At 72.1% G+C, this 20,204-nt stretch carries 16 protein-coding genes; 11 read left to right on the top strand and 5 right to left on the bottom strand.

The window, feature by feature from the left end:
• Window positions 1-93: 93 nt before the first annotated feature.
• Both rsgA and aroA read right to left on the bottom strand, forming a co-directional pair.
• A complete protein-coding gene (gene rsgA, locus F8O02_RS04550) occupies window positions 94-1,089 on the bottom strand; it encodes a ribosome small subunit-dependent GTPase A (protein WP_158036070.1) in 996 nt (331 codons plus the stop codon).
• Window positions 1,089-2,534: a 3-phosphoshikimate 1-carboxyvinyltransferase gene (aroA, locus tag F8O02_RS04545; RefSeq protein ID WP_158036069.1), complete on the bottom strand. Its 1,446-nt coding sequence runs from the start codon at window positions 2,532-2,534 to the stop codon at window positions 1,089-1,091. Before aroA ends, rsgA begins: the two co-directional genes overlap by 1 nt.
• Window positions 2,535-2,674: 140 nt before the next feature.
• Between aroA and F8O02_RS04540 the strand changes: the two genes are divergently transcribed.
• Both F8O02_RS04540 and F8O02_RS04535 read left to right on the top strand, forming a co-directional pair.
• Complete coding sequence (locus F8O02_RS04540) at window positions 2,675-3,469, top strand: sigma-70 family RNA polymerase sigma factor (protein WP_404821178.1); 795 nt, start codon at window positions 2,675-2,677, stop codon at window positions 3,467-3,469.
• Between the two features lie 2 nt (window positions 3,470-3,471).
• Complete coding sequence (locus F8O02_RS04535) at window positions 3,472-3,729, top strand: zf-HC2 domain-containing protein (protein ID WP_158036067.1); 258 nt, start codon at window positions 3,472-3,474, stop codon at window positions 3,727-3,729.
• A gap of 251 nt (window positions 3,730-3,980) precedes the next feature.
• On the opposite strand, the gene F8O02_RS04530 is transcribed toward F8O02_RS04535, so the two are convergent.
• Complete coding sequence (locus tag F8O02_RS04530; RefSeq protein WP_158036066.1) at window positions 3,981-7,820, bottom strand: multifunctional oxoglutarate decarboxylase/oxoglutarate dehydrogenase thiamine pyrophosphate-binding subunit/dihydrolipoyllysine-residue succinyltransferase subunit; 3,840 nt, start codon at window positions 7,818-7,820, stop codon at window positions 3,981-3,983.
• 193 nt (window positions 7,821-8,013) lie between these two features.
• Between F8O02_RS04530 and guaB1 the strand changes: the two genes are divergently transcribed.
• From guaB1 to F8O02_RS04490, 8 genes are all read left to right on the top strand, one after another.
• Entirely contained in the window at window positions 8,014-9,453 is a 1,440-nt protein-coding gene (gene guaB1, locus F8O02_RS04525) for a GMP reductase (protein WP_158036065.1), read from the top strand.
• 4 nt (window positions 9,454-9,457) lie between these two features.
• Window positions 9,458-10,798, top strand: a complete 1,341-nt coding sequence (locus F8O02_RS04520) for a hemolysin family protein (protein ID WP_158036064.1) — start codon at window positions 9,458-9,460, stop codon at window positions 10,796-10,798.
• Window positions 10,795-11,928: a hemolysin family protein gene (locus tag F8O02_RS04515; RefSeq protein ID WP_158036063.1), complete on the top strand. Its 1,134-nt coding sequence runs from the start codon at window positions 10,795-10,797 to the stop codon at window positions 11,926-11,928. Before F8O02_RS04520 ends, F8O02_RS04515 begins: the two co-directional genes overlap by 4 nt.
• 107 nt (window positions 11,929-12,035) lie before the next feature.
• Complete coding sequence (gene gatC, locus F8O02_RS04510; protein ID WP_158036062.1) at window positions 12,036-12,329, top strand: Asp-tRNA(Asn)/Glu-tRNA(Gln) amidotransferase subunit GatC; 294 nt, start codon at window positions 12,036-12,038, stop codon at window positions 12,327-12,329.
• Window positions 12,330-12,416: 87 nt separating this feature from the next.
• Window positions 12,417-13,973 carry an Asp-tRNA(Asn)/Glu-tRNA(Gln) amidotransferase subunit GatA gene (gene gatA, locus F8O02_RS04505; RefSeq protein WP_158036061.1) on the top strand — a complete coding sequence of 519 codons (1,557 nt, stop codon included), beginning with the start codon at window positions 12,417-12,419 and terminating at the stop codon, window positions 13,971-13,973.
• Window positions 13,970-15,466 (top strand): Asp-tRNA(Asn)/Glu-tRNA(Gln) amidotransferase subunit GatB, encoded by a 1,497-nt coding sequence (gene gatB / locus F8O02_RS04500; protein WP_158036060.1) that lies wholly within the window; start codon window positions 13,970-13,972, stop codon window positions 15,464-15,466. The genes gatA and gatB overlap by 4 nt, the downstream gene beginning before the upstream one ends.
• Window positions 15,463-16,128 (top strand): NUDIX hydrolase, encoded by a 666-nt coding sequence (locus tag F8O02_RS04495; protein ID WP_158036059.1) that lies wholly within the window; start codon window positions 15,463-15,465, stop codon window positions 16,126-16,128. The genes gatB and F8O02_RS04495 overlap by 4 nt, the downstream gene beginning before the upstream one ends.
• A gap of 206 nt (window positions 16,129-16,334) precedes the next feature.
• Window positions 16,335-17,117: an L-threonylcarbamoyladenylate synthase gene (locus tag F8O02_RS04490; protein ID WP_158036058.1), complete on the top strand. Its 783-nt coding sequence runs from the start codon at window positions 16,335-16,337 to the stop codon at window positions 17,115-17,117.
• Between the two features lie 96 nt (window positions 17,118-17,213).
• Here F8O02_RS04490 and F8O02_RS04485 read toward each other — a convergent pair whose 3' ends face one another.
• Entirely contained in the window at window positions 17,214-18,482 is a 1,269-nt protein-coding gene (locus F8O02_RS04485) for a class I SAM-dependent methyltransferase (protein ID WP_158036057.1), read from the bottom strand.
• Window positions 18,483-18,544: 62 nt separating this feature from the next.
• On the opposite strand from F8O02_RS04485, the gene F8O02_RS04480 reads away from it, so the two are divergent.
• The gene (locus tag F8O02_RS04480) at window positions 18,545-19,354 is read left to right on the top strand and encodes a DsbA family protein (protein WP_158036056.1); all 810 of its coding nucleotides are present in this window, start codon (window positions 18,545-18,547) and stop codon (window positions 19,352-19,354) included.
• Here the strand turns inward: F8O02_RS04480 and F8O02_RS04475 are convergent.
• Window positions 19,305-20,150 (bottom strand): cytochrome c biogenesis CcdA family protein, encoded by an 846-nt coding sequence (locus F8O02_RS04475; RefSeq protein ID WP_158036055.1) that lies wholly within the window; start codon window positions 20,148-20,150, stop codon window positions 19,305-19,307. The genes F8O02_RS04480 and F8O02_RS04475 overlap by 50 nt on opposite strands.
• Between the last annotated feature and the right edge of the window lie 54 nt (window positions 20,151-20,204).

Below are 20,204 nucleotides of genomic sequence, written 5' to 3'. Positions count from 1 at the left end.
CTGGGAGCTGACGCCAGCACGCGGCCGAGGTCGAGGTCGGCCGAGCCCTGCCGTTCGATCGGCGTGTCCGTCGCTCGGCTGGCCTCGCGCCGCTCAGCGTGCCTCGCCGGCGAGCCCCCGCAGCATCCGCACGAGCGAGCGGACGCGGGCGCGCCGGCCCTCTGGCACGCGCGCGGCGAGTGCCTCGGCGTCGAGGTCGCCGAGCGGCGTGCGCAGCACGTCGGGCACGATCGCCTCGAGGTCGGGGAACGCGGCGAGCACCCGCTCCGGGCGCACGTGGCCGAGCCCGAACGAGCGCACGCCCGGGGTGTCGACGAGCCAGCCGCCGTCGTCAACCGGCACCGCCAGCGCAGACGAGGACGTGTGCCGGCCGCGTCCGGTGACCGCGTTGACGTGGCCGGTCGAGCGCTCGGCGTCGGGGGCGACCGCGTTGAGCAGGGTCGACTTGCCCACGCCGGAGTGACCGACGAGCGCCACCACCCGGCCCCGGGCGAGGTCGCGCACCGGGGCGGCAGCGGAGCCGCCGGCGCTCTCGATCACGGGGACGTCGAGGCCGGACAGGTGCGTGCGCACCGGGGCGGCGGCGGCCAGATCGGTCTTCGTGACGACCACCACCGGGTCGATCCCCGCGTCGAGCGCCGCGACCACACACCGGTCGATGAACCCCAGGCTCGGGTCGGGGCTCGCCGCAGCGACCACGACGAGCAGGGTGTCGGCGTTGGCCACGACCACCCGCTCCACCTGGTCGGCGTCGTCCGCGCTGCGGCGCAGCACGGTGCGGCGGGGCTCGACGCGCACGATCCGGGCGAGCGTGCCGGCGGCGCCGGTGAGGTCGCCGACGAGGTCCACCCGGTCGCCGACGACGATCCGCTCGCGATGCAGCTCGCGGGCCCGGGCCGCGGTCACCGTCGGGCCCGCACCGTCGAGGCGCACCCGGTAGCGGCCCCGGTCGACCGTGGTCACCATGCCGGGGCGGGCGTCGGCATGGGCGGGGCGCCGCTTCGTGCGCGGCCGGTTCGCCTTCGGGTTCGGCCTGACCCGGACGTCCGACTCGTCCCAGTCTGCCCAGTCGCCGGGCGAGGCCGGCATCAGCGCGCCTCGACGGGCACGTCGGCGAGCCCGGTCGGCTCGGGGTCGATCAGTCGGGCCCACATCCGGGCGAAGCCGGGCAGCGTCTTCGCCGTGGCCTGGATGTCATCCACGCGCACCTCGGGCACGACGAGGCCGATGACCGCACCGGCCGTGGCCATGCGGTGGTCGGCGAACGCCTTCCACTCGCCGCCGTGCAGCACGGCGGGGGCGATGACGAGCCCGTCGTCGGTCTGGTGCACGTCGCCGCCCAGCGCGTGCAGATCGCTCTCCAATGCGGCGAGGCGGTCGGTCTCGTGCCCGCGCAGGTGCGCGATGCCGCGCAGGGTGGTGGGGGAATCGGCCAGCGCGGCCACGGCGGCGATGGTGGGCGCCAGCTCGCCGGCCGCGGAGAGGTCCAGATCCGCGCCGTGTACGGGCCCGTCGCCGTGCACGGTCAGCGTCCCGTCGACGAGCTCGCTGCGCGCGCCGAACGCGCCGAGCAGCTCGGGCAGCAGCGCCCCGACCTGTGTGGTGTGGGCCGGCCAGTCGGGCACCGCCACGCTGCCGCCGGTCACCAGCGCCGCGGCGAGGAACGGGGCGGCGTTCGACAGATCCGGCTCGAGCCGCACGTCGGCGCCGGCGATCGATTGCTCGGGCACCCGCCAGGCGGTCGGCCCTGCGCGATGCACGGTCACCCCGTGCTCGGCGAGGGTGGCGACGGTCATCTCGATGTGCGGCAGGCTCGGCAGCGTGCCGCCCACGTGCTCGATGACGGTGTCGCCCTCGTACCGGGCCGCGGCGAGCAGCAGGCCCGAGACGAACTGACTGGAGGCGGAGGCGTCGATGCGCACGTGGCCGGCGCGGATGCGTCCCTCGCCGTGGACGGTGAACGGCAGGCGGCCGCGGCCATCGTCGGCGACGGTGACGCCGAGCTGGCGCAGCCCCTCGATGAGCGGGCCCATCGGCCGCCTCCGGGCCTGCGCGTCGCCGTCGAACCCGACCGGGCCCAGAGCGAGGGCGGCGACCGGGGGCACGAAGCGCATGACGGTGCCGGCCAGACCGCAGTCGATCGAGACCGCGCCGCGGAACGTCTCGGCGGGGATGACCAGCAGATCTCCGGTGTCGGGGTCGGAGGCCGGGTCGGAGGCCGGCGCGAGCCCCGCGGGCAGCGCCCCGGGCAGTGTCGTCGCGACCGCAGGCGGCGGCTCGAGCGGCTCGATCCGCGTGCCCAGCCGGCGCAGTGCCTCGATCATGAGGGCGGTGTCGCGGGAGTGCAGCGGCGTGTGCAGCGTCGAGGGGCCGCTGGCCAGGGCGGCGAGCAGCAGTTCGCGGTTGGTCAGCGACTTCGAGCCCGGCACGGTCACGGTGCCGTGCACAGGATGCTCGGGGGTGGGCGCGACCCAGGCGCGGGCGGGCGGGACGGCCGCGCGGTCGCCGGTCCTGGAATAGCCACGAATCTGCATCTCGTTAAGTCTAAGTGTTCAGGGGCGTCGCGGTGGCCTGACGGTCGCCGTCGTGCGCGCCCGGAGGAGAGGACGTGGGCATGGCGGTCATGACGCTGGAGCGGACGGGACGGGCGGCATCCCCCGGGCCGGTAGGATCGATGGTGATGACAGCCCCCAGCGACCCCGGTGACTCCGGAACCGACAGCACGACGGCCGAGCAGCGCGCGGACGCCCGACGTGACCTGTTCGAGCGGCAGGCACTGCCCCTGCTCGACCAGCTCTACGGCGTGGCGATGCGGATGACCCGCAACCCCGCGGACGCCCAGGATCTCGTGCAGGAGACCTACGCGAAGGCGTACCAGGCGTTCGACTCCTTCCGCCAGGGCACGAACCTCAAGGCCTGGATGTACCGCATCCTGACGAACACGTACATCAACACGTATCGCAAGAAGCAGCGCACCAAGGGCACGCAGAGCATCGACGCGCTCGAGGAATGGCAGATGGGCGGCGCCGAGTCGGCGACCGCGACGAGCGCGCAGTCCGCCGAGATCGAGGCGCTCGACCGCATGCCCGACTCGCAGGTGAAGCGGGCCCTGCAGGAGCTGCCGGAGGACTTCCGGCTAGCGGTGCTCCTGGCCGACGTCGAAGGATTCTCCTACAAGGAGATCGCCGAGCTGATGAAGACTCCGATCGGCACGGTCATGTCCCGGTTGCACCGCGGCCGGCGGATGCTGCGCTCCGAGCTCGCCGAGTACGCCAGGGAGCGCGGCATGACGATCCCCGAGCCGCGCCGCCGCACACGCCGGGCGAAGCCGGCGGCAGCCACGCCGGACGCACCCGCGGGCACGGGATCGGATGACGCCGGCGGCGGCCCCGCCGAGGTCGCCGCGGCCGCCGGCGCGCGGGAGGCGTCGACGCCGGGCGCACCCGCGGCAGGGAAGGGAGAGCGGTGACCATGGACACGTCACGACAGCAGGACTGCGGCTGCGGGCATGTACGCGAGGTGCTCGAGGAGTACGTGCATGCCGAGCTCGACTCCCGGGAGCGCGCGGCGCTCGACGCGCACCTGCGCTCCTGCCCCGAGTGCACGAACGCGCACCGGCTGAGCCTCACCCTGACCTCGGTGATCGTGCGCGGATGCCGCGAGCAGGCGCCGATCGAGCTGCGGCGGCGGGTGATCGCCCGCATCGAGACGATGCGGGACGTGCCGTAGCGTCCATCGCCGGCCGGACGCGGCCGCGTCCCCGGGCATGCCGCGAACGCTGACGGGACGCCCGGTCATCGCCCGGTCTGCGTGCGCCAGCCGCATGCGTCGCGGCCGCGCGGATCGCCCGCCGGCGCCGCGCATCGTCCGCGTGTGCACGTGCTCGGCACACGCGGCCGCGCCTGCAGCACTGACGAGACGGCTCGGGCCGGCTCCCCGACGTGGGGGAGCCGGCCCGAGCCGTCTCGTGCTGAGAAGGGTCAGTCGAGCGCCTTCGCGATCAGCTCGGCCTCCTGCCGCTTGTGCCGGCCCTGCGTGCCGGCCGCGGGCACGGCCGCCGCAGGACGTGACGCGACCCGGATCGTGCGACCGTCGAGGAACGGTGGCAGGTGCAGCGCCAGGAACGGCCAGGCGCCCTGGTTCTCGGGCTCGTCCTGGGCGAACACGAGCTCGGCGTCCCCCGGATACTGGGCGAGCGTCTCGCGCAGCTCGTCACCGGGCAGCGGGTAGTACTGCTCCAGCCGCACCAGGGCCACCGTCTCGTCGCCCGACTTCGTGAGGTTCGCCAGCAGCTCCCAGTAGAGGCGGCCGCTCACGATGACCACGCGACGCACCTTCGACCGGTCGATCTGACGAGTCTCGTCGAGCACGGGACGGAAGGCGCCCTGGGTGAAGTCCTCCACCGGGCTCACCGCCGTCTTCAGGCGCAGCATCTGCTTCGGCGTGATCGCGATGAGCGGATGCTTCGGCCGGGTGAACGCCTGGCGGCGCAGCAGGTGGAAGTGCGACGCGGGCGTCGAGGGCTGGGCGACGATCAGGTTGTCCTCGGCGGCGAGCGAGAGGTAACGCTCGATGCGCGCCGAGGAGTGATCCGGCCCCTGCCCCTCGTAGCCGTGGGGGAGGAGCATGACCAGGCCGGAGCGCTGGCCCCACTTCTGCTCGGCGGAGCTGATGAACTCGTCGATGACGGTCTGGGCGCCGTCGGCGAAGTCGCCGAACTGGGCCTCCCAGATCGTCAGCGCCTTCGTGTTCTCCACGGAGTAACCGTACTCGAAGCCGAGCACGCCGAACTCGCTCAGCAGCGAGTCGTAGATCCAGAAGCGAGCCTGCTCCTCGGCGAGGTTCAGCAGCGGGAACCACTCCTGACCGTTCTGCTGGTCGTGGAGCACCGCGTGGCGCTGCACGAACGTGCCGCGGCGGGAGTCCTGACCGGTGAACCGGACCGGCACGCCCTGCACGAGCAGCGACCCGAGGGCGAGCAGCTCGCCGAACGCCCAGTCGATGTGCCCGTTGCGAGACATGTCATAGCGCTTCTGCAGCACCTTCTTCAGCTTGCGGTGCACGGTGAAGCCCTCGGGCACGGCCATGTGCGCGTCGCCGATGCGCTCGACGAGCGCGCGCGGGATCGCCGTCGCCCGCGGCAGCTGCGGCTCGATCGCCGTCGCCGCCTCGTGCTGCTGCGCCTCGGGCAGCTGGATGTCGCTGATGGCCCGGGCGGTGGCCCCGCCCGGCGCCTTCGGGACGGACGCGGACTGCGACTGGGCCTCGTGAGTCTCGGCGAACGCGCGCTCCAGCTCGGCGTGGAAGTTCGCGTTCGCGGTGTCGTACTCGTCCTGCGTGATGTCACCGCGGCCGACCAGCGCCGAGGTGTACAGCGCGCGCACCGAGCGCTTCGACTCGATGATGCCGTACATTAGCGGCTGGGTCATCGACGGGTCGTCGCCCTCGTTGTGCCCGCGGCGACGGTAGCCGACCAGGTCGATGAGCACGTCGCAGTGGAACCGCTGGCGGTATCGGAAGGCGAGATCGGCCACGCGCACGACGGCCTCGGGGTCGTCGCCGTTGACGTGGAAGATCGGCGCCTGGATGGTGCGGCCCACATCGGTCGGGTAGACCGACGAGCGGCCGTCGTACGGTTTCGTGGTGAAGCCGATCTGGTTGTTGACGATCACGTGGACCGTGCCGCCCGTGCGGTAGCCGCGCAGCTGCGACATCTGCAGGGTCTCGTAGACCGAGCCCTGGCCGGAGAACGCGGCGTCGCCGTGGACGAGCACGGGCAGGACGCTGAACGACCTGCCGGGCAGCTGGTCCTGCTTGGCGCGCACGATGCCCTCGAGCACGGTGTTGACCACCTCGAGGTGCGATGGGTTGGCGGCCAGGTACACCTTGATGTCGCGACCGTCGGTGCTGTGGAACACGCCCTCGGTGCCGAGGTGGTACTTCACGTCGCCGGAGCCGGTCTGCTGCGGCTGGGTGCCCTCGAACTCGCGGAAGACCTGCGCGTACGTCTTGCCGGCGATGTTCGTCAGCACGTTGAGCCGCCCGCGGTGGGCCATGCCGATGCCGGCCTCGTCCATGCCCTCGGCCGCCGCGTCCTGCAGCAGCTCGTCGAGCAGCGGGATGAGCGACTCGCTGCCCTCGAGGGAGAAGCGCTTCTGCCCGACGAACTTCGTCTGCAGGAACGTCTCGAACGCCTCGGCCTGGTTGAGCCGGTCAAGGATGTGCAGCTGGCGGTCGTGCCCGGGCTTCTCATACGGGCGCTCCAGCTGGTCCTGCAGCCACAGGCGCTGCTCCGGATCCTGGATGTGCATGTACTCGACGCCCACGGTACGGCAGTAGCTGTCGCGCAGCTGCCCGAGGATCTCGCGCAGCGTCGCCGTGGGCTTTCCGGTGATGCCGCCGGTGACGAACTGGCGGTCGAGGTCCCAGTGCGACAGGCCGTGGTTGAGGATGTCCAGGTCGGGATGCCGGCGCTGGTGGTACTCGAGCGGGTCGGTGTTGGCGATCAGGTGGCCGCGCACACGGTAGGCGTGGATGAGCTGCTGGACGCGGGCGGCGCGGTCGACCTCGTCGGCCGGGTTGATCGCCACGTCCTGCACCCAGCGCACGGGCTCGTACGGCAGGCGCAGCGACTCGAAGATCTCGTCGTAGAAGTCGTGGTCGCCGAGCAGCAGCTCGTGCACGATCTTCAGGAACTGTCCCGAGCCGGCGCCCTGGATCACCCGGTGGTCGTACGTCGACGTGAGGGTGATGACCTTCGAGATGCCGAGGCGGGCGATCGTCTCGGCGCTCATGCCCTGGTACTCGGCGGGGTAGTTCAGCGCGCCGGCGCCGATGATCGTGCCCTGGCCCTTCATCAGGCGGGGCACCGAGTGCACGGTGCCGATGCCGCCAGGGTTCGTCAGCGAGATCGTCACGCCGCTGAAGTCGTCCGCGGTCAGCTTGTTCGCGCGGGCGCGCTGGACGATGTCGTCATACGCTGCGAGGAACTGCTCGAAGTCGAGCTCCTCGGCCCGCTTGATGCCGGGGACGAGCAGGGCGCGCGTGCCGTCCTTCTTCGGCACGTCGACGGCGATGCCCAGGTTGATGTGCGGCGGGCGGACGACGCTCGGCTTGCCGTCCACGACGTCGTAGTACACGTTCTGGCTGGGGAAGGCCTTGAGCGCCTTGACCAGTGCCCAGCCGATCAGCTCGGTGAACGACACCTTGCCGCCGAGCGAGCGGCGCAGGTGGTTGTTGATGACGATCCGGTTGTCGATGAGCACCTTGGCCGGGATGGTGCGCACGCTCGTGGCGGTCGGGACGCTGGTCGACTCGTCCATGTTGCGTGCGAGCGCCCGGGCCATGCCGCGCAGCGGGGTGGCCTCCGGCCTCGCCGGGGGCTCCTCGGGCGCCGGGGCCGGCACCGGGTGGGCGAGCTGGGTGTTGCGATCCGCGGGGATCGGCGTCGGGGCCGGCGCGAAGCTCGTCGTGCGGGCCACCGGCAGATCGCCGACGATCGGGATGGAGGCGGTGGGGAACGGGGAGGCCGTGGGCAGCTGCGAGCGCACGGGCGGCACCGGGCCGGGGTGCGGGGTGCGATGCTCGGCCTCCTCGTGCGGGACGGGGCTGTCGGACTGCGCGGGCGTCGCCGCGGCGGGGGTGCTCGTCGGGGCGGAGGCGACACGGGCCTGACGCGCCGCGTACTCCTTCAGCACGGGCAGCCACTCCTTGTCGACACTCGCCGGGTCCTTCTGATACTGCTCGTACGCCTGCTCGACGAGCCATTGATTGGCGCCGAACTCCTGGGGGTCGAAGCTGCCTGATCCGCTGCTGGCCAAGACGATCGCCTCTCTTCATCGAAATGCTGACTTGGAACAGCCTAGCGGCATGTCGAGGGGTCCCCCGACCAGCGCCGGGTCATTCTGCGACACCTGTCGGCGAGTGGCGTCGGGGTGACCCGGCCGACGTGTCATCCCCGGTGCACAAAGGCGTCCGGCCGTGATGTCGCGGGCATGCACTACCGTGGAGATCATGCACTTCCATGGCTCGCAGCCTCAGTATGACCTCACCTACTCCGACGTGTTCCTCATCCCGTCGCGCAGCGCGGTGGGCTCCCGACTGCGGGTGGATCTCTCCACCGATGACGTGACGGGCATGCGCACGCCGATCGTCGCGGCGAACATGAACGCGGTCACCGGGCCCCGGCTGGCGTCCACCATGGCCCGGCGCGGCGGGCTCGCGGTGCTGCCGCAGGACATGGACCAGGCGGCGCTGCTGCGCTCGGTCGCCGCGGTGAAGGACGCCTCGCCCCGGTTCGCCGCCCCGTTCCTGGTCGACGCGGACATGACCGTGCAGCAGGCGCGGCGGGTGCTGCCGCCGGCAGTGGGGCACGGCCTCGTGGTGCGCGACGCGTCCGGGGGGTTCCTCGGGGTCATCGACGCGACCGTGCTCGGCCGGGCGCTCGACGACGCGCTGCTGGGCGACCTTGTCCACGGCGAGCAGCCCGTCCTCCAGGTCGCCGACATACCCGACGACGAGACCCTCTTCCAGCGGCTGTTCGACGAGGGGCTGGAGTTCGCCGTCGTGCTCGACGGTGATCGCGTGCTGGGCACGACGAGCCCGAAGTCGGCGATGCGCAGCACTGTCTACCGGCCCGCCCTCGACGCGGCGGGGCGACTGCGGGTGGCCGCGGCGATCGGCATCAACGGCGATGTCGAGGCCCGCGCCCGGGCGTTCATCGACGCCGGGGTCGACGTCATCGTCGTCGACACCGCGCACGGCCACCAGGAGCGGATGCTCGAGGCGCTGCGCCGCGTCCGCTCGGTGTCGGTCGATCACCCCGTGGTCGCCGGCAACGTCGTCACGGCACAGGGCGTCGAGGATCTCGTCGGCGCCGGCGCGAACATCGTCAAGGTGGGCGTCGGCCCCGGCGCGATGTGCACGACCCGCATGATGACCGCGGTGGGGCGACCCCAGTTCTCCGCCGTGCTCGAGACGGCCGCGGCCGCCCGCGCCCTCGGCGCCGGCGTGTGGGCGGACGGCGGCGTGCGGTACCCCCGCGACGTCGCCCTCGCCCTCGCGGCCGGCGGCAGCGCGGTGATGATCGGCTCCTGGCTGGCCGGCACGATCGAGTCGCCCGGGATCATCGAACGCGACGCGAGCGGGCGGCTGTACAAGCGCAACTACGGCATGGCCTCCTCGAAGGCGGTCGCCGGCCGGTTCGCCCGGCTGTCGCCGCTGGAGCGTGCGCGCAAGGCGATCTTCTCCGAGGGGATCAGCGACTCCAGACTGTACCTGGACCCGATGAGTCCCTCGGTGGAGGACATCCTCGACCAGATCACCGCCGGGGTGCGGTCGGCGTGCACGTACGCCGGCGCGGGGGATCTCGCGACGTTCCGGGAGCGGGCGACGGTCGGCATCCAGTCCGCCGCGGGATACGAAGAGGGCCGGGCCCTGCCCGAGAGCTGGTGAGAGGGTGAGCGACTGGGCACTGCTGCTGATCGGTCTGGCACTGACCGCCGGGACGGGCATGTTCGTCGCGTCCGAGTTCACCCTGGTGAACATGGACCGCGCCGAGCTCGAGGCCCGGCGCGACCGCGGCCAGAAGGGGCTCGACCGGCTCATCGGCGCGCTGCGGCACACGTCCACCCACCTCTCCAGCGCGCAGCTGGGCATCACCCTGACCACGCTGCTCTCCGGGTACACGCTGGAGCCGGCGCTGTCCGGCTTCCTCGACCCGCTGCTGGTCGACCTGCACCTGCCCGAGCCGGTCGCGGCGACCGTCACCGGCATCCTCGCCGTGCTCGTGGCCACCGTGCTGTCGATGCTCTTCGGCGAGCTCGTGCCCAAGAACCTGGCGCTGGCCCGGCCGCTCGCCGTCGCGCGGGTCGTGATCCCGCCGCAGCTGCTGTTCACCACGATCTTCAAGCCGGCGGTCGTCGTGCTCAACGACACCAGCAACCTCGTGCTGCACGGCCTCGGCATCGAGCCGCAGGAGGAGCTCTCCTCCGCCCGCAGCGCCGAGGAGCTCGCCTCGCTCGTGAAGCGGGCCGCGCTCGCCGGCAGCCTCGACCGGCAGACGGCGACGCTGCTGACCAAGACGCTCGACTTCTCCGAGCTGACCGCCGGCGACGTGATGACGCCCCGCCCCGGGGTCGAGGCCGTCGAGGCCGACCAGACCGCGCAGGACGTCATCGCGCTCGCCCGGCGCACCGGCCACTCCCGTTTCCCGGTGATCGGCCGCGACGGCGACGATGTGCTCGGCCAGGTGCACGTCAAGCAGGCGGTGGGGGTGCCTCGCGACCGGCGCGTGACGACCCGGGCGCGCGATCTCGTCGTCCCCGTGGCCCGTGTGCCCGAGACGATGCCACTGGACGCCCTGCTCGGCGAGCTGCGCACGCGCAGCCTCCAGCTGGCGGTCGTGGTCGATGAGTACGGCGGCACCGCCGGCGTCGTCACCCTGGAGGACCTCGTCGAGGAGCTCGTCGGCGACGTCGAGGACGAGCACGACCGGTTGCGGCTCGGCGTCGTCCGCCTGCGCAGCGGCGGCTGGCTGCTGCCGGGACTGCTGCGCTCGGACGAGATGGCCGAGCAGGTGCAGGTGGGCTTCCCCGAGGACAGCGCGTACGACACCCTCGGCGGGTTCGTGATGCAGCGGCTGGGACGCATCCCGAAGGTGGGCAGCGTGGTCGAGGAGCCCGGTGTGGGGACGTTCGTCGTCACCGGCATGGACGGCCGGCGGGTGGATCGGGTGCGCTTCGCCCCAGCACCCCTGGTCGACCGGGCCGCCCGGGAGCAGGCGGAGGAGGAGTCATGAGCGACTGGGCCGGCATCCTGTGGCTGTTCGTGCTGCTGCTCGGCAACGCCTTCTTCGTGGGCGCCGAGTTCGCGGTGGTCACCGCCAGGCGCTCGCAGATCGAGCCGCTCGCGGAGCGAGGCTCCCGGCGCGCGCGCACCGCGCTGTGGGCGATGGAGCACGCGACGCTCATGCTCGCCGCGACCCAGCTGGGCATCACGATCTGCTCGCTGCTGATCCTCAACGTCTCCGAGCCGGCGATCCACCACCTGCTCGAGGTGCCGCTGGGGTGGCTCGGGCTCGGCGAGTCAGCCACGGCGACCGCCGCGTTCGTGATCACCGTGCTGCTCGTGTCGTTCCTGCACGTGGTGTTCGGCGAGATGGTGCCGAAGAACATCGCCTTCTCGATGCCGGACAGGGCCGTGCTGCTGCTCGCCCCGCCCCTGGTCGGCTTCGACCGCGTGTTCAAGCCGGTCATCTGGGCGCTCAACCGCGGGGCCGACCTCGTGCTCATCATGTTCGGCATCCGGCCGCAGCACGCGGCGAGCACGGCGTACACGCTCGACCAGGTGGCCACGATCGTCGCCGAGTCCACGAAGGAGGGCACCCTCGACGACCCTGCCGGCACGCTCGGCAACACGTTCGAGTTCACCGAGAAGCGCGCCGCCGACGTGGCCGTGCCGCTGCGGCGGCTGCGGACGCTGCCCGAGGGCGTCACCCCGGAGCAGGTCGAGGACGCGGTGGGCGAGTTCGGCTTCTCGCGATACCCGGTGACCGGTCCGGCCGGGACGCTCATCGGCTACATCCATCTGAAGGACGTGCTCGACCTGCCGCCCTCGCGGTACGCGGAGCCGGTGCCGCACAGCCGCATCCGCCAGCTGATCACGATCGCCGCGTCCACCGAGCTGGAGGACGCGCTGACGACGATGCAGCGGCAGGGCGCCCACGTGGCCCGGGTCTCCGATGACATCGGGCACGTCGTCGGCGCGCTGTTCTTCGAGGACATCATCGAGGTGCTCGTCGGCGAGGTCCACGACGCCACCCAGCATGACGAGGCCGGGGCGGCCGCGGATGTGACTGGCGACGCCTCCGGCGGGGGAGCAGTCGAGAGCGGTGGGAAGGCCACCGGCGACGAGGCGCCGGGAGTCTGATCGGGGCTCTCGCGAGGGGTGTCGGGAGAGAACGGATGTCGCCGGACCGGTGACGGCACGGGTGCGCCACCGGTCCGCGGTCGGACCCGGCGGGTAGACTGTCGGCCATGGCTGAAATCTCTCGCGACGAGGTCGCCCATCTGGCGATGCTCTCCCGAATCGCGCTGACCGACGAGGAGCTCGACGAGCTCACCCCCCAGCTGGAGCAGATCCTCGAGGCGGTGGCGACCGTCAACGAGGTCGCCACGCCCGATGTCCCGGCGACGAGTCATCCGATCCCGCTGACGAACGTCTTCCGCCCCGACGAGCCGGGCGAGACGCTCACCCCGGATCAGGCGCTCGGTGACGCCCCGGACCGCGAGGGCGATTACTTCCGGGTGCCCTCGATCCTGGGCGACTGAGCACTCGGGCGTCGGCCTGACGGACAGGTCGACGACCACAGACAACCTGACAGACCTGACAGTCCTGACAGACAGAGAACGGATGAGATGACCGATCCGACCAGACTTCCGGCTACTGAGCTCGCCGCGCGCCTCGCGTCCGGCGAGATCTCCTCGGTGGAGGCGACCCAGGCGCACCTGGAGCGCATCGCCGCGGTGGAGGGCGAGGTGCACGCCTTCCTGCACGTCAACGGCGAGCAGGCGCTCGCCACGGCCGCCGGCATCGACCGTCGCCGCGCCGCGGGCGAGCCGCTGGGCCCCCTCGCGGGTGTGCCCGTGGCGGTCAAGGACGTGCTGACCACGCGTGACGAGCCGACGACCTCCGGGTCGCGCATCCTCGAGGGCTGGGTGCCCCCGTACGACGCGACCGCGGTGGCCCGGCTGCGTGCCGCCGACGCCGTGATCGTCGGCAAGACGAACATGGACGAGTTCGCGATGGGCTCCTCGACCGAGCACTCGGCGTACGGCCCGACCCACAACCCGTGGGATCTCGACCGCATCCCCGGCGGCTCCGGCGGCGGCTCCGCCGCGGCGGTCGCCGCCTTCGAGGCGCCGCTCGCGCTCGGCAGCGACACCGGCGGCTCGATCCGTCAGCCGGCCGCCGTCACCGGCACCGTCGGGGTGAAGCCCACCTACGGCGGGGTCTCCCGCTGGGGGGCGATCGCGCTGGCCTCGTCGCTCGACCAGATCGGCCCGGTCGCCCGCAACGTCCGTGACACCGCTCTCGTGCACGACGTGATCAAGGGGCACGACCCGAAGGACTCCACGAGCCTCGACCGCGACTGGCCGTCGTTTCTCGACGCCGCGCGCGGCGGCCGTGGCGGCGCCGGACTGCGCGGGCTGCGGGTCGGTGTGATCCGCGAGCTCAACCAGCCGGGGTTCCAGCCCGGTGTGCGGGCGCGCTTCGATGAGGCGATCGCCCTGCTCGCTGACGCCGGCGCCGAGATCGTCGAGGTCTCGTGTCCGAACATCGCCTACGCGGTCGCCGCCTACTACCTGGTGCTGCCTGCTGAGGCCTCCAGCAATCTGGCCCGCTTCGACGGCGTGCGCTACGGGCTGCGACGGATGCCCGAGGGGCGCCGCCCGGACGTCGAGGGCATGATGGCCGCCACCCGCGAGGCGGGCTTCGGCCCCGAGGTCAAGCGCCGCATCATCCTCGGCACCTACGCGCTGAGCGCTGGCTACTACGACCAGTTCTACGGCAAGGCGCAGAAGGTGCGCACGCTCATCCAGCGCGATTTCGTCGCTGCGTTCGAGCAGGCCGACGTGCTCGTCTCGCCGACCTCGCCGACCACCGCGTTCCGGCTCGGTGAGAAGGTGAACGACCCGCTCGCGATGTACCTTAACGACGTCACCACGATCCCCGCGAACCTCGCCGGCATCCCCGCGATCAGTCAGCCGATCGGCCTCGCCGAGGAGGACGGCCTGCCGGTCGGGCTGCAGACGTTCGGCCCGGTGTTCGAGGACGCCCGGCTGTACGCCTTCGCCGGCGCACTGGAGGCGCTGCTGGAGGACCGCTGGGGCGGCCCGATCATCGACCGCGCCCCCGCGCTGGGCGCCGCCACGGGCCGGGACGCGCACGATGCGGAAGGAGCGACGCGATGAGCGCTGAACTCATGGACTATGACGAGGCGGTCAAGCGCTTTGAGCCGGTGCTCGGCTTCGAGGTGCACGTCGAGCTGAACACGCGCACCAAGATGTTCACCTGGGCGCCCAACGAGTTCGGCGACGGGCCGAACACGAACGTCACCCCGCTGTGCCTCGGGCTGCCGGGGACGCTGCCGACGGTCAACGCGCAGGCGATCACCGACTCGATCCGGCTGGGTCTCGCGCTCGGCTGCGAGATCGCCGAGGTGTGCCGTTTCGCGCGCAAGCACTACTTCTACCCGGATCTGCCGAAGGCCTACCAGATCTCGCAATACGACGAGCCGATCGCCTTCGACGGCGCCGTCGAGGTCGAGCTCGAGGACGGCACGATGGTCACCGTGCCGATCGAGCGGGCCCACATGGAGGAGGACGCTGGCAAGCTCACTCACCAGGGCGGATCCGGCCGCATCCAGGGCGCGACCTCGTCGCTCGTCGACTACAACCGCGCCGGCGTGCCGCTCGTCGAGATCGTCACCCGGCCGATCATGGGCACCGAGGCTCGGGCCCCCGAGGTGGGGCGTCAGTACGTGGGCGCGATCCGTGACATCGTCAAGGCGCTCGGCATCTCCGACGCCCGGATGGACCAGGGGTCGATCCGCTGCGACGCGAACGTCTCGATCCGGCCGCGCGGCCAGCAGGAGCTCGGCACGCGCACCGAGACGAAGAACATCAACTCGCTGCGCTCCGTGGAGCGGGCCGTGCGCTACGAGATCCAGCGTCAGGCGGCCGTCCTCGCGGCCGGCGGCAGCATCACCCAGGAAACCCGCCACTGGCAGGAGGCCGCCGGGGTGACGATCTCTGGGCGCCCGAAGAGCGACGCCGACGACTACCGCTACATGCCCGAGCCGGATCTGCTGCCGGTCGTCACCCCGCGCGAGCGGGTCGAGGAGCTGCGTGCGACCCTGCCGGAGCAGCCGGTTGCCCGTCGTCGCCGGTTGAGAGCCGAGTGGGCGCTCGGCGACCGGGAGTTCCAGGACATCGTCAATGCCGACCTCCTCGACGAGGTCGAGCAGACGGTGCATGCCGGCGCGACCGCACAGGCGGCGCGCAAGTGGTGGATCGGTGAGATCACCCGTCTCGCCAACGCCCGCGAGACGACCGTCGCCGAGCTCGGGGTGACGCCCGCCGACGTCGCCGAGCTCGAGGCGCTCGTCGCCGAGGGCACGCTCACCGACCGGCTCGCCCGCCAGGCGCTCGAGGGCGTCGTCGCCGGCGAGGGGTCGCCCCGGGAAGTCGTCGCCGCCCGCGGGCTCGCGGTTGTCTCCGATGACGGCGCGCTCACCGCGGCGATCGACGAGGCGTTCGCCGCGCAGCCCGAGGTGCTCGCCAAGATCCAGGCCGGAAAGGTGCAGGCCGCCGGCGCCATCATCGGCGCCGTGATGAAGGCCATGCACGGTCAGGCCGACGCGAAGCGGGTGCGCGAGCTCATCCTCGACCGGGCGCAGCAGTGACGGGTCGCAGACAGGACGGCCGGGCGCAGCTCGACCGGCCTGTCCCCGGGCGCTGGGAGCGGCGGGACGAGGCGGCCGGCACCCCGGCGCGGTGGCTGCCGGCGAACGCCCACCGGGTGCCGCCGCAGGGCCGCCGTGTCTTCCACGGCGTGATCTTCGACACGTACCAGTGGCCGCAGCAGTTGTATGACGGCAGCATCGCGACCTTCGAGATGCTGCGCCGCCACGACACCGTCATCACGATCGGTCTCACCGACGACGGGCGGGTCGTGACCGTCGACGAGGAGCAGCCGAGCGGGATCGTCCGTCACGGCGGGGTCTCCGCCGGCGGCGTCGAGCCGACCGACGCATCCGTGCTCGACGCGGCGAAACGCGAGACCCGCGAGGAGACGGGGTACGCGTTCCGCAACTGGCGGCTGCTCGAGGTGCGTCAGCCGGAGACGAAGATCGAGTGGTTCGTCCACGTGTTCGTCGCCACCGGCGTCATCGACGTCGCCGAGCAGCACCTCGACGCGGGGGAGCGGATCAGCGTGCACCTGATGCCCTACGACGAGTACGTCGCCCAGGCCCACTACAGCCACCGGCAGGCGCTGCTGCGCTTCGTCGACGTCGACCAGTTGCGCGCCTGGGTCGGCGAGGGCGAGCGGGTCACCCTCGACTGAGGGGCGTCGGCGTCGCTCCCGGGCTGTGCCGGGCACCGACTAGACTGGATGCTCGTGCGGCCCGCGGCACAACACGCTCGGGCCGTCGGGGCACGGCCTGGCATGGAGTCGTGGCCGTCCGAGCTCGACGCGAACCCGCGTCCACCATGCGTCACAGCCTCGGGTGCGCCCGGAGGCGGAACCACACCAACACGAATGAAGGCGAGATGAACGACACCAAGACGATCCACTGGGACGGCGGCGTGCAGCAGGAGGGCCTCGACATTCTCCTCGGCGACGGCGGCATGATCGTGAGCCCGACGAAGGTCGGGTACATCATCATGACCTCGGACGGCCAGGGGCTCGAGCGGAAGTTCGAGGCCAAACAGCGCAACCGCAACAAGCCCGGTGTCGTGCTCTGCGGATCGATGGAGCAGCTCAAGGCGCTCGCCCGCATGACCCCCGAGATCGAGGCGTACTACCAGCAGCACTGGGATGAGGACATCCTGATGGGCTGCATCCTGCCCTGGCGCGACGACGCCGCTGAGCGCTTCCTCGTCGACGAGCACGAGCGCGAGCTCGCCCGTGACCGTCGAGGCACCAGCTGCTTCGTCATCCGCTTCGGCACCCCCGGCGAGCAGATCGCCGCCGAGCTGTGGAAGCACGGGAGGCTCGCCTTCGCGAGCTCCGCGAATCCCTCCGGCAAGGGCAATCGCGGCCGGGTCGAGGGCATCGGCGAGCGCATCGCCTCGCGCGCCGACCTCATCGTCGAGGCTGACGACTACGTCCACTCGATCCAGCCGAACGAGACCGAGGAGACCCGCTACGAGCAGGGCGTGATGGTCTCGATGGTCGACGCCGACGGCAACCTGGTGCCCGAGCAGCACGGCGAGCGGTCGATCACCCCGTGCCCGGTGCTGATCCGCCGGGGCGTCTACCTCGACCGCATCCTGCAGATCCTCGCCCAGCACTTCAACAGCTGGGACTACCGGCACGGCCAGTACTACTGATCCGCTCATGGGTCGGCGCCCCTGAGATCTACCGGGCAGTGGGACGAGCCGACCCGGTGGATCCCGACCGTGCCGTCCAGCGCCCCGGCCGCCGTCTCACGGCGCCGGGGCGCTGTGCCGTCGCTCGGTGAGTGTGACGGTGAACTTCGGGGTGCGGGTGACCTGCGTCGTCGGGCCGACCAGCCGCTCGAGCGCCGGCCGGTGATGCAGGTGCGAGTTGAAGACGGTGAGCAGCACCCCGCCGGGCCGCAGCGTGCGGGCGGCGTCGGCGAACATCGCGTGGGCGACGCCGGTGTGCACCGCGGCCCCGACGTGGAAGGGCGGGTTGCACACGACGAGGTCCACGGACGCGTCTGGCTGGTCGTGCAACAGCAGGTCCCGGCGCACGGTGACCCGCTCGGCCACCCTGTTCGCCCGCGCCGTGGCGCGTGTGGACGCGACGGCCGAGCGGGACTGATCGGTCGCCACGACCGCGAGCCCGGGTGCGCTGCGGGCGAGTTCCACGGCGATGAGGCCCGATCCGCAGCCGAGGTCGACCGCGACGGGCGCGTGCCCGGCCTCCGTCGCGCGGGCGACCGCGGCGCGGGCCGCGGCGGCGACATGGGGGAGCGCCGCCCGGGTGCCGATGTCCAGCGTGGCGCCGGCGAACGTCCCCGGCCAGGCGCGCACCGCGAGCGGGGCGATCGCCGTGCCGTCCGGATGGACGCCGGGCGCCACCGTGCCGGCGTCCGGTGCGGGAGCCTCCGGCGCATCGAGCGAGCCCGAGGCGGTCAGCGCGGCGCGGAGGGTGGCGCCCGGGATCGCGGATGCGGCGCGCGGTCCGGTGGCCACGAGCAGCCGGGACTTCCCGCGGGCCAGCGTCGCCCGCACCGTCTCATGGTGCCCGGCGAGCACGTCGGTCATCGCATGGGTCATGTGCTTGACGCGGGCGCCGGCGAGCACGGTCTGATCGGCCGGGGCGTCGGCGATGAGCAGTGCGTCGAGCAGGTCGAGCAGCTCGAGGGATCGCGGCAGCTGCATCAGCACGAGGGCGGCGCCGCCCAGCTCGTCCGCGGCGACCTGCCGCCAGCGGGCGGCGAGCCCTGTCCGCCCCGCGTTCTCGGCTAGGGCGTGCTCGGCGACCAGGGCGTCCTGCCACACGCGCACGTCGGTCGCCCCGAGGGTCGCGGCGCCGAGCGCGAGCGCGCCGTGCGTGTCGTCCACGACGAGCACGGGGCGATCGGGGGCGGCGGTGATCCGCGGCGCGGCTGCGGCGAGCAGGTAGCGGTCGGTCGCGTCCACGGCGACGAGCTCGCGGGCCTCGATGTCGGGGTGGCGGCGCAGGCGCGGCAGCAGCGTGTCGAGCGGCTGGGGGAGGTCGAGCATGCCTCGAGCCTAGTCGTGACATACCCAGCAGGGTATCGGTCGGGCTGGTAGGGTCGAGCGTCATGGGGAACAGCACGAGACGCACCACCAGCACGACCACGCCGCAGGGCTCCGGCGCCAGCGGCGCGCGGCAGGGGCAGCGTCCCCAGCAGCAGATCGCCGCGCTGCGCACCCGGCTGCGGCGCGCGCACATGGCGAACCTCGTGCTCGTCGTGATCGTGCTCCTGCTCGTGGTCGTCATCGTCGCCCAGCAGGATCGGACCACCACCGCGTCGGCCGGGGCGAGCGCCTCGCCCAGCGGGGTGCTCTCCGATCAGGTCGCCCGGGCCGACGCCGACGACCCGCGGGCGATCGGCGACATCGACGCGCCGGTGACGATCGTCGAGTGGACCGATCTGCGCTGCCCGTACTGCGCCTCGTTCGCGAACCAGACGCTGCCGACGCTCCTCACACGGTACGTGGAGACCGGGCAGGTGCGCATCGAGTTCCACGACGTGGCCTACTTCGGCGACGAATCCGTGGACGCCGCGGTCGCGGCCCGCGCCGCCGGTGAGCAGGGCCGCTACGTGGCGTACCTCGAGACGTTGTACGCCGCGGCGCCCGAGACGGGGCATCCCGACATGCCGCGCGAGAAGCTCGTGGGCTTCGCCGAGCAGGCGGGCGTGCCCGACATCTCGGCGTTCACCGCTGCGCTCGACCGCGATGACCTGCGGCAGGCGGTCGAGGATGACACCACCGCGGCGAACAGTCTGGGCATCACCGGCGTGCCATTCTTCGTCATCGGCGACGACACGCTCAGTGGCGCCCAGTCCTCGGACACGTTCACGAAGACGATCGAGACCCAGCTGCAGGACGCGGAGGACGCCGCCTGAGTCGGCGGCGCACGAGCCAGCCTGCGGCGAGGACGGCGACGGCCACCGTGACCGCGAGCCAGTCGGGCACCCCCGTCGACCAGGCCCCGAGCGTCGACTCCAGCCGGGCCTGGTCGTCGACGCCGAGCACACCGCCCAGCGAGGTGGTGCCCGCGGTGGCGAGCATGAGCACGCCGATCGCCACGGTGAGCAGACCCCCGACGATGCTCGTCCATGCGTTGCGCCAGCGCCCGATGACGAGCTCGCGCGGGCGGACCAGCCAGCGTGCGGCCGGCATCCACCGCCACACCAGCGACAGCAGCACGAGTGGGACGACCATGCCCGCGGCGAACACGACGAGCAGCAGCGCGCCGTACAGGGCGCTACCGCCGTACGCGGCCATCGCGAGCACCGCGCCGAGCAGCGGCCCCGTGCACACGCCGGCGAGTCCGTAGACGGTGCCGAGCAGGTACACGGAGAGCGCCGACTCCGGGGAGTCCGCGCCGGTCTCGCCGCGCAGCAGCGCCGGCATCGGCACGCCCAGCGCCATGAGCGCACCCAGAATGATCACGGCGATCGAAAGCACCGCGATGATCACGTCCCGGTGCACGGTGAAGAATGCGCCGACGGTGCCGGCGAGCAGGCCCAGCGGCACGAGCGTGGTCAGCAGCCCCAGATAGAACAGCCCTGTCATCGCCAGCAGTCGACCCGGGCGGGTGAAGGCGTAGGCGAAGAACGCCGGAAGCAGCATCACCGAGCAGGGGCTCAGCAGTGTGAGCACGCCGCCGAGCAGCGCGCCGGTCAGGCCGAGTTCCATCAGTCCTCTTTCTTTCGTGGATGCCACACGGGCCACGTGCGGGCGGGTCTCGCG

It is taken from the genome of Pseudoclavibacter caeni, from assembly GCF_008831125.1.
Lineage (GTDB): Bacteria > Actinomycetota > Actinomycetes > Actinomycetales > Microbacteriaceae > Pseudoclavibacter_A > Pseudoclavibacter_A caeni.
This window is presented reverse-complemented; position numbering and strand designations above follow the sequence as displayed.

What these genes read in the sequence shown, in the direction of transcription:
- rsgA (WP_158036070.1), bottom strand. Translation starts at nt 1,089, where the DNA reads ATGCCGGCCTCGCCCGGCGACTGGGCAGACTGGGACGAGTCGGACGTC.
- aroA (WP_158036069.1), bottom strand. Translation starts at nt 2,534, where the DNA reads ATGCAGATTCGTGGCTATTCCAGGACCGGCGACCGCGCGGCCGTCCCG.
- F8O02_RS04540 (WP_404821178.1), top strand. Translation starts at nt 2,675, where the DNA reads ATGGTGATGACAGCCCCCAGCGACCCCGGTGACTCCGGAACCGACAGC.
- F8O02_RS04535 (WP_158036067.1), top strand. Translation starts at nt 3,472, where the DNA reads ATGGACACGTCACGACAGCAGGACTGCGGCTGCGGGCATGTACGCGAG.
- guaB1 (WP_158036065.1), top strand. Translation starts at nt 8,014, where the DNA reads ATGCACTTCCATGGCTCGCAGCCTCAGTATGACCTCACCTACTCCGAC.
- F8O02_RS04515 (WP_158036063.1), top strand. Translation starts at nt 10,795, where the DNA reads ATGAGCGACTGGGCCGGCATCCTGTGGCTGTTCGTGCTGCTGCTCGGC.
- gatC (WP_158036062.1), top strand. Translation starts at nt 12,036, where the DNA reads ATGGCTGAAATCTCTCGCGACGAGGTCGCCCATCTGGCGATGCTCTCC.
- gatA (WP_158036061.1), top strand. Translation starts at nt 12,417, where the DNA reads ATGACCGATCCGACCAGACTTCCGGCTACTGAGCTCGCCGCGCGCCTC.
- gatB (WP_158036060.1), top strand. Translation starts at nt 13,970, where the DNA reads ATGAGCGCTGAACTCATGGACTATGACGAGGCGGTCAAGCGCTTTGAG.
- F8O02_RS04490 (WP_158036058.1), top strand. Translation starts at nt 16,335, where the DNA reads ATGAACGACACCAAGACGATCCACTGGGACGGCGGCGTGCAGCAGGAG.
- F8O02_RS04485 (WP_158036057.1), bottom strand. Translation starts at nt 18,482, where the DNA reads ATGCTCGACCTCCCCCAGCCGCTCGACACGCTGCTGCCGCGCCTGCGC.
- F8O02_RS04480 (WP_158036056.1), top strand. Translation starts at nt 18,545, where the DNA reads ATGGGGAACAGCACGAGACGCACCACCAGCACGACCACGCCGCAGGGC.
- F8O02_RS04475 (WP_158036055.1), bottom strand. Translation starts at nt 20,150, where the DNA reads ATGGAACTCGGCCTGACCGGCGCGCTGCTCGGCGGCGTGCTCACACTG.